The sequence below is a fragment of the Sporosarcina sp. YIM B06819 genome, assembly GCF_033485175.1.
In the GTDB taxonomy this organism is placed as follows: domain Bacteria; phylum Bacillota; class Bacilli; order Bacillales_A; family Planococcaceae; genus Sporosarcina.
Genome location: NZ_JAWLIQ010000047.1, coordinates 1 through 9,593 on the forward strand (window position 1 = coordinate 1; position 9,593 = coordinate 9,593).

The 9,593-nt window shown below is 40.6% G+C and carries 5 protein-coding genes; 1 reads left to right on the forward strand and 4 read right to left on the reverse strand.

Going from position 1 to position 9,593, the window contains the following annotated elements:
* On the reverse strand, nt 1–2,093 hold a 2,093-nt coding region (locus R2B72_RS18195), incomplete at its 3' end, for a PBP1A family penicillin-binding protein (protein WP_318618304.1).
* Nucleotides 2,094–3,008: 915 nt separating this feature from the next.
* Between R2B72_RS18195 and R2B72_RS18200 the strand changes: the two genes are divergently transcribed.
* Entirely contained in the window at nt 3,009–3,731 is a 723-nt protein-coding gene (locus tag R2B72_RS18200) for a Fic family protein (RefSeq protein WP_412177883.1), read from the forward strand.
* A 463-nt stretch (nt 3,732–4,194) separates the two neighbouring features.
* Here R2B72_RS18200 and R2B72_RS18205 read toward each other — a convergent pair whose 3' ends face one another.
* From R2B72_RS18205 to R2B72_RS18215, 3 genes are all read right to left on the reverse strand, one after another.
* On the reverse strand, nt 4,195–5,490 hold the full coding sequence (locus R2B72_RS18205) for a hypothetical protein (RefSeq protein ID WP_318618300.1): 1,296 nt from the start codon (nt 5,488–5,490) through the stop codon (nt 4,195–4,197).
* A gap of 139 nt (nt 5,491–5,629) precedes the next feature.
* The gene (locus R2B72_RS18210) at nt 5,630–7,036 is read right to left on the reverse strand and encodes a M20 family metallopeptidase (RefSeq protein ID WP_318618302.1); all 1,407 of its coding nucleotides are present in this window, start codon (nt 7,034–7,036) and stop codon (nt 5,630–5,632) included.
* A gap of 39 nt (nt 7,037–7,075) precedes the next feature.
* Entirely contained in the window at nt 7,076–8,293 is a 1,218-nt protein-coding gene (locus tag R2B72_RS18215) for an MFS transporter (protein ID WP_318618303.1), read from the reverse strand.
* Nucleotides 8,294–9,593 lie beyond the last annotated feature (1,300 nt).

Below are 9,593 nucleotides of genomic sequence, written 5' to 3' on the forward strand. Positions count from 1 at the left end.
TCTTTGTCTTTGTCTTTGTCTTTGTCTTTGTCTTTGTCTTTGTCTTTGTCTTTGTCTTTGTCTTTGTCTTTGTCTTTGTCTTTGTCTTTGTCTTTGTTTTTCTCCTTATTTCCTTTATCCTCTTTATGCTTTTTGTGTTCTTTATCTTTCTTCTGCTCTTTGTCTATCATTTTACTTGGTTTCTTTTTCTTTTTTTCAACCAATGACAAATTAAATTCCTTGGTAGGCAACTCACTCATAGATTTGGTTAAGATTTGTTGGAAGATAGTTGTAACTGTGACACTACTGGTTGCTGTCAAGTAATGGTCTTGATCTGTTTTGTCATACCCTAACCAAATCGCACCAACGATATCTGGCGAATATCCAACAAACCAGTGATCTTTTGAACCAGCTACACCAGGGAAAGGAAGTTGTGTAGTACCGGTTTTTCCAGCTACGTTTATTCCCGGTATATGTGCATTTCTAGCTGTTCCGTTTTCCACAACATCTTTTAGCATATACGTCATCTTCTGAGCAACTTCCGGTTCTGTAACGCGTGCTGACTTTTCACTCCACTTACCAATAATTTTTCCTTCTGTATCCTTTATTTCTGAAATAGCATGAGCTTGCATCATTATACCATCGTTAGGAAATGCGGAAAAAGCCTGGGTCATTAACAAGGGTGATGTTCCTTGGTGTAAGCCACCCAATGCTAGTCCGAGATTATGATCTTCTTTTTCTAAAGGAACACCAAACCGTTCAACTGCATTAAAACCCTTTTCTATTCCAATTTTATTTAATAGCCAAACTGCGGGTATGTTATAGGAATTAAGTAGTGCATCATGCATAGAGACTTGTCCGCGGTATCGTTTATCAATATTTTGTGGTTGATAACCGTCTATATTGATAGGTTCATCAACCAGCATATCGTCAAATTCATACCCCTGCTCTAATGCAGCAGTGTAAACAGCCAGTGGTTTTAATGCTGATCCGGGTTGCCTTATTAAATTTGTCGCATTATTAAAACGTTTGTATGTATAGTCTCCTCTTCCTCCAACTAACGCGCTAATCCCACCCGTTTTTGGATTAAGAAATACTGACCCACTTTGAATAAGTTGATCGGGTTTACTAACTGGAAAATTGTTTTCATTCTGATAGACTTCTTCAGTAGCATCCTGAATAACAGGATTTAGTTCCGTATAAATGTGCAGTCCCCCAGATAACACTTCATTCTCAGTCAACTCGTACTTATTTACTGCCTCCTCGATAAGATAGTCCACATAATACGGATATTTCCCTTTATAATCTATGGTCTCTTTATCCGTTAATGCAATGGGTTCATCTACGTTTTTTTCAAAATCCTTTTGACTGATGTATCCTTCGCTTTTCATTAATGACAGCACAATATTTCTTCGTTCAACCGCTTTTTCCATGTTTTTATAAGGAGATAAGTTTGAAGGGGCTTTGACTAGTCCCGCTAGTGTAGCTGATTCGTTTAGTGTAAGTTCACTAACATCTTTACCAAAATAGACTTGTGCTGCTCGTTGAATCCCCCATGCGCCTTCTCCAAAATAGATTTGATTTAAATAGCGTTCCATGATTTCATCTTTTGAGTACTTTTTCTCTATTTTCTTTGTAAATATAAGTTCTTTAAATTTACGGGTATACGTGCGTTCCGTCGTTAGAAATACATTTTTCGATAGCTGTTGAGTAATTGTACTACCACCAGCAACCACTTCACCTTTAACTAGATTTTGCATGAATGCTTTCGAAATACCGAAGTAATTAATACCGTTATGCTTATAAAAATGCTGGTCTTCTGTAGCAACAAAAGCTTCAATGAGTTCTGTCGGAATTTGATCCAGACTCAATCCTTCAATTTTTGAGTTAGACACTTTACTAGCAACCTCGCCATTTATATCATAAATAAATGTAGGTCTTGGTTCAACGATATCCAATTTACTTACATCGCTAAACGATATTAAAATAGTAAATACCAATACACCAAACAAGATAATACCCACGAAGACTACTACTAGTGTCTTAATGAGTTTTTTTGATTTAAACCATCCTTTAATTCTGCTTAATCGTGTCTGTCTTTTCCTACGTTCCATTCTACCCAAACTAATACCACCTTTTACTTTGTTGCCATAAAATTATGGAGCTCTAAGTTACACATAATTCATGTCAATGCATACCTACCATCCAACACTAAACTAACTCCAATACGATATCAATAGTGTCATTGACACATTCGATGCCAAGTACCGCCACAATTTGCATAAAAAAATAAGCCGATCTCCGAATATTTCTGTTGTTACAAATGATAGACTAAATGTACCCTTTCGTTGTATGTAAAGAGCTAATAAAGTTGGTCCATGTAGTTCCTAGAAACACATCAATCATTCACTTTGACGATGATTAGTAAAGTTGTTTTATAATAAATGATTTTTCTAAAAAAAATAAAACCTTGTCATTCAGCAAGGCAAATCTTCATCACTTCCCATAAAAAAATTAGGGAATTTGAATCAGAACAGACAAGTAACTTCTTCTTGCCACTCTTACTTGCGGAGATAATGTGTAGAAATTTTTCATTTTCTAACGTATTCTTAAAAAGGAAAAGCGCTTAAAACCCTTTATATTAAAGGATTTGAAGCGCCTTTCACTTGGTTCAAACCTGTTCTATCTGAACCTTTATACGTCCCAGGAGGATGTTTTTAAGAGGATTTTACGCCTAACATAGCAAGGTCCTTACGATTTTATGCGTATAATATGAGTATAAAGATAATATCCAGTTATATGTAAATAGCCTTTTAAAGGAGTTAAGGTATAATTGCTCAATAAATTATCCCCAACAGCCTGCAATTATGCTAAGCTAAGAACATCAGTTGCATAAAATGTTTGGGCATTAAAGGGAGTTCAATCGTAGCAGATGAAGCCGAAAACTACCGCCTAGAAGTATTGGCGAAATTTCAAAAAAACATCAGTAGCTTCAAACAAGCTATGTGGGAAATTGAGTTAAGAAAGAGGTGAGGTTGTTGAAAGCATTACCAAAAGAATACTTGGATGATATTCTTGTCCGTCTGGCTCACCACTCCTCTGCATTAGAAGGCAATACGATTACGTTACCAGAAACGATTTCAATTATTCTCCACAATCAAGTATCTAGCAATCGCAGCATTGATTTACGGGAAATTTATGAGATTAAAAACCACGAGCAAGCGTTTCACTACTTATTAGAAGCACTTGCAACCGATGAGCCACTTCACTTACATGTGGTGAAAGAAATTCATTCGCTACTGATGGATCGTTTGCAATACGACAGAGGACAATTCAAGTCAATTGACAACGCTATACTCGGTGCAGACTTCATGACAGCAAGCGTACAGGAAACACTACTTCTCATGCAACATTGGGTAGACAACTTGAATAATCGTTTAGAAATAGCAACTACTGCACAAGAAAAAATTAGCATTGTCGCAGAAGCACACATTGCATTTGAGCGAATTCACCCCTTTGCAGACGGCAACGGACGCACTGGACGCATGCTACTGAATTATTCCTTGCTTGAGAATAGTTTTCCCCCTCTCATCATTAATAAGCAAGACAAAGCAACCTATTTACGCTTCCTTGCTGAACAAGATACAACAGGCTTCAGTCTATTCATTGAAGTAGCATTAGCAGAAGAACAACAACGCCTACAACGCTTCGCCAATAAAGAACAACAACAAATCTCTCCTAAAGGGGTGTAACAAGGGAATATCTATTAATTGTCTTACTTACCAACAAAAAGAAGTAACCGCCCATTACCTTACGACAGGATATCAATAGGGGTTACTCTTTAGTTAAAACGCCTATGTTAACTTGGTCAACCGCTCTTCTTGCGGTATGTGGCTTAGATCAGCTGGACGTTTCACAGACGTTCAGCTTTTCTTATTCATTGGCGAGGTACCTGTGCGCGGAACTAATTAGTTAATTCACTACAATTGTATAATAATAGTATTAAAATCAGACAACTTAGCGAGTGTCTGCTTTTTTTGTATACTTATTCAGGTGTATGAATTGTTTGTCTTTGTGTGGCGCACAGGTACCCCAAAATCATCCGCTCATTTCGGGCCGCTGCATAAACGCTTTTTCCTTTGAATTTGAAACGTGCGGAGTAACCAAAAACGGCACCAATTTCTAACGCAATCCGTTAGAACGTGGTGCCGTTGATCATGTCAGCTGGTACACTTTCACCGGTCTTCCCCTTGAATAATGGGATTCTTCCCCGACGCATACAGCTAAATCCACTTTGCACAAATCGGAAACAATCTTCTGGGCATTCCGCTCACTCATGTTCAAGTGGATCGCCAAATCCTTCGTTGTGAAATGGGCCCAATCCATTTTCCGAATGAGCGACTCAATTCGTTTAAATGTCTTAACGCTGATTTTTCCTTCTTGTAGTTTCTTTACGAATTCATTATCGTCCGTACGGTAGGAATAAACGAGCTCTTCATCCTTCCCCGCTGCATCAATCATCGTGCCATCTTCTTGAATAATGACAATTTCCTGCTTCCCTTTATCCTTCGACTCCCGAATGGCACGGTTTGCATTTACCTCAGCCGTAAAGACAGTTTGGCCAAAACCAATTCCGACAGCAACAGTCGAGTCCGCTTCGAGCGAAAGATAATTCACTATTTCCTTCAATGTCCGGATTTCCCGCTCCACTGCTCCTCTTGTACTAAAGATCACATACCGCCCATTTCCTTGTTCAATTAGCAAGCCATCCAATGTTTCACACAGTTGGATAAATGTTTTCTTTAAATGTAGCTCCAAATATTCCAGTTGGTAGGATTCCTTCATTTTTTCCTTTATGGCATCATACTCCACAATTTCAATCATGTTGAAACTGATTTGTGTGTCTTTGTAGTATGATGTCTTAATCTTTTCGAAGAACATCCGGATCGTCTGGTAGATTTCATTGCGTGAAGGTGATAGCCAATATGCCGGTACACCTGCCTCCCGCAAGCTTTCATAGACAGTCGGATAGCATGTTAACGCCACTTCAATTTCATTCCGTTTCCACAACCCGTAATGAAAATCCAATAATTCCTCCGCCTCAATCTCCACATCAAATTCTTTAATAAATGCCTTCCCCAGCTCCTTTTCCAACTGGGTAAATTCTTCATCAAAATGAAACGACGAAACCATATCTATGCTAACCCGTTCCGGAATTTTACCAATCTCATTGGAAAGATTCAAGATTCCCTTATAAATACTCAACTCGCTTGAATCGATAAATACAAACGCTTCGTTCATCCCCGTCGCATTGACTGCAATTTGATACGGGATATAGCCTGAAAACAGCCAAAAATCCACCGGTCTGTCCGGATTCAGTACGAAGTCTTTTACTTCATTCGTTTTCGAATAAATATACGGAACGAACTCTAACTCCTTTTCAATCTCTCTTGCCAACGTAAGAATCCTGTCGACCGACTGACTCGGACCAACCACCGCTACTTTGTACATGACATTACCTACTTTCTCAACGCCGATAAGCCCATTTTACTAGTAAACTTAAAATGGAGGAAATTCTTTTGCAACTTCGCCCGAAATAATATAACAAAAAGTATCGGGAGTGTGTCCTCACGATACTTTTGTCAATAAATTATTTTACTGAATCAGGAATTAAAGAATGATACGTTTTGCCACCCAAACGTTCCTGCAACTCGGCTTTCGCCTGTTCAATGATTGACGGGTTTTCCATAACTTGCAGCGCGGTGGACGCGATTACTTTCGCCGCCTGCAGCATCCCTTTATGCGCAATCGGCGTCGCTCCTTGCGACACGACCTGCCATGTATGGAGCGGAGTGCCGAGAGCAAAACAAGTTGTGAGACATTGCATCGTTGGCACGACCCAGCTGACATCCCCTACGTCCGTTGAGCCTGATAAAATGGCTTCCGTAGAGGAATGGGGCGGAATCAGATCGGCAATAACCTTTTCCTTCAGCTTTTTCACTGTTTCCCGGTCCCGTCCTGCATATGCATTGTTCAGATCTTCCTCTGACAACGTATTTCGGATCTCCTTCGCAAATTCCATATCCGTTTCATCATAGGATGGAACCCCGACATTCACTAGGTTTTCATACATCACATCAGCAAGGACAGAATTAGGAATCAGATTGGACGCAGTTCCCACAAATTCAACGTCAAACGTCGTCCCCGTCATCAATGAAGCGCCGCGTGCAATGTCATGAACCCTTTCGTAAAGCGATTCCACTTCATCCTTTTCCAATGCCCGGATCAAATAGACGACTTCGGCATTCGCCTGAACCACGTTCGGCGAAGTACCACCTGTATCCGTAACCGCATAATGGATTCGTGCGTCCGGCACCATATGCTCCCGTAAATAATTGACACCGACATTCATTAACTCCACTGCATCGAGCGCACTTCTACCTAAATGAGGCGTTGCTGCTGCGTGGGCGCTCTTCCCTTTGAACTTGAAGCGCGCAGAGTAATTGGCAAGTGTCTTCACATTCATGAGTCCTGATACATCCCAAGGGTGCCACGATAACGCGACATCTACATCGTCAAACAGACCAGCCCGCGACATGAAGGCTTTACCAGATCCATTTTCCTCTGCAGGGCAACCATAATAACGGACTGTCCCTTGCAAACCGTTCTGTTCTATATACTCTTTAACGGCGACAGCAGCTGCAAAGGCGCCTGTCCCAAGAAGATTATGGCCGCAGCCATGCCCATTTCCGTTCTCAACGACCGGATCATAATGGGAAAGTCCTTTTTTCTGACTGAGACCTGGCAAAGCGTCAAATTCACCTAAAATCGCGACGACCGGCTTCCCTGTCCCAAAACTCCCGAAAAAAGCGGTGCTAAGACCCGCGACTCCCTGCTCGACATGAAACCCTTCTTCTTCTAACGCCCCAATTAAGTAGGCGGATGATTGATGTTCTTCGAAGTACAATTCAGGTACTTCCCATATTTTATCGCTTAACGCAATGATTTTATCCTTTTTTTGTTCAATCAAATTTGAAATCGTTTTCATTGATTCCATCATTTATCTCTCCTTCTCTACATGAATTGCCGTTAGCGTTTATGCGTCAGCTTGAATTAGCTCGCCCTTCCGGAAATTCAACGTTAAAAGTGAAATCGTACAGATGATGGCGAAAATGATCAGCATCCAAAAAGCCGCATTATACGAACCGTTAAATGTCTGCACAATAAACCCGATAGCAAGCGGGGTAATAAAACCGGCTAGCTGACCTCCTGTATTCGCAATACCCATGCTTGTCCCCGTCACAGAGGATGGAAGCCTTTTCAAAATAATTGCCGGCAACAGAAGCATGACAAAGGAAATAAAGATAATCACAATCGTCTGGTATGCAACGAACATTGTCACACTTGGCGCATTGTACATGAGATATAGGAGGATACCGACAATAACACAAGAAATTGCGCCAACCACTTTTTCCTTGCCAAGCGGAAGTCTGTCGATGACATATCCAGCTAAAAACATCGCGAAAATCATCGCTAAACCTGGAATTGTTTGCACCCATCCAAGTGAAATCAAGTCAAGTCCTCTCACATTCACGAGGTACGTCGGCAACCATGTCGCCAAGCCCCAGTTAATGGCGTAAATGCTGTAATAGGCGATAAACAGATTCAACATGAGTGGCGTTTTTATAACTTGTTTGAAAATTCCTTGCTGGGAATCCCCTGCCGTTTTCATCTCCTCATCTTTAAGATTAGCAGGCAGTTTGATGAAGACCCAGAAGAGGATCGTGATAAGAATTCCAATACCACCGAGGATCAAGAACGATGTACGCCAACCTATCGTCGTCAGCATATAGGCGGAAAGAAGCGGTACAATCAGCGACACAATTCCTCCCGACGACAGCATGATCGACATGGCCCAAGCTCTTTTGTCGGCCGGAAACGTTTGTGATATCAATTTCGAGCTTGAAGGCTGGAATCCACCTTCCCCGATTCCGAATAAGAAACGGATGATCATCATCGAAGCCAATGACCACACTGCCCCAGTCAAAGCCGTAAAGATCGACCACATTAGAACGGAGAAGATAAGGACCCTTCTTGACCCCAATCTATCAGCCAACCAGCCGCCGGGAATTTGCATGAGCGCGTACCCTGCAAAAAAACTACTAAGAATCAATCCCGTACTGGTAGGATTTAATTGTAAATCCTTTGTTATGGACAGTACTGCGTAGTTAATAAAATAACGATCGAAATTCCCAATCGCCCATCCAATGAAAAGTAATAACAAAATCATATTTCTCTGTTTCACAGAAACCATAGGGAAACCTCCTTTTTTAGAACTTCCTGTTTTATTTTACGTATATTTAACGAAATGTACGTTATATCACTTACTATAAATTAGATTTAAAAGCGGTGCAACACTTTTCTATTCGCCGTATTCAAGAAATTCATTTCTCTCCTTCTATATATAAGTAGTCCAAAAAAAGAAGCTTCTATGTGAACGGATGTTTTCAGTCTTCAATTTTTAAAGATACAATTCATTCCACAGCAATAAAAAAGAGCTCAAGCTGAAATCGCTTTGAGTTCTACAAGATTGATAGTTAGATTCCTGAACAGCTGGCCAGCCGCTCCAAATGTCGAGTTTGTTCCCGTCGAGGTCATGCACATAGAAGTTTTCTTCGCTCTCTTGATGTTCTTCAATCGCGGTTATCGTCGCGCCGTTCGCTAGTAGTTCATCATAAAGGCGATGAAAATCTGTTACCTCAAGTGTGAGCGAACATTGTTCCTCGCCACCGATTTCCGTGAAATTCGAATTGACCAGCTCCTTGGCTTTTGCTGACTTCTGATTGTTCAGCTACCCATCACTGAGTAGGTTACCAAGTGTACTTGGCGTATCAATCAGACCTCCCCAGGTAAGAACGTAGTCTTTCCCCCCACCTATCTGCTTCATTTACTACATACGACCTTCAGCAGAAAGGGCTTTTTTTTGTCTAGCAAACTTACCCAATCGTACATAGCCTTATATGAAGTTCGTGTTCTTCAGACCGGAGGTTTGCCGTTCGCTTTCTTCAGATCCCACGTCACCATGGACACCCTTGCGTTAGGCTAGCCGCTACTTCCGCCTTCGCAGTTTGGGACTTGCACCCTATCCTATAGACTACGCCCATGCTGAGCACACTAGTAAAGTTCGTAAAGGTACACATTTACGAACACACAGTCAATAATGAGATATACAATAAAATATCGTTCGAAAACGTATTAAATCACTTTTCGAACGTCCGCCCGTTTATTTGTAACTTCCCGAACGGATTTGTACACTTTAATAAACAAACGTTCTTAAAGGGGTGTTCTATTTTGGAATCACGAAAGTTTGATTATGTAGTAATTCGACTTATACTTCGAACTTTTTTAACCATCCCACAAACAACTGGACTAATAGAAAATACCGTCTCCTGTTCTTCAACTAATGCCGTAAGTTCAACAAGAAGTTCTAATAAGTTCAATAGTATTTATCCTCTGTTTTATTTGTCACCTAAAATATTAATTCCATTTCTATCTATCTATCTATCTATCTATCTATCTATCTATCTATCTATCTATCTATCTATCTATCTATC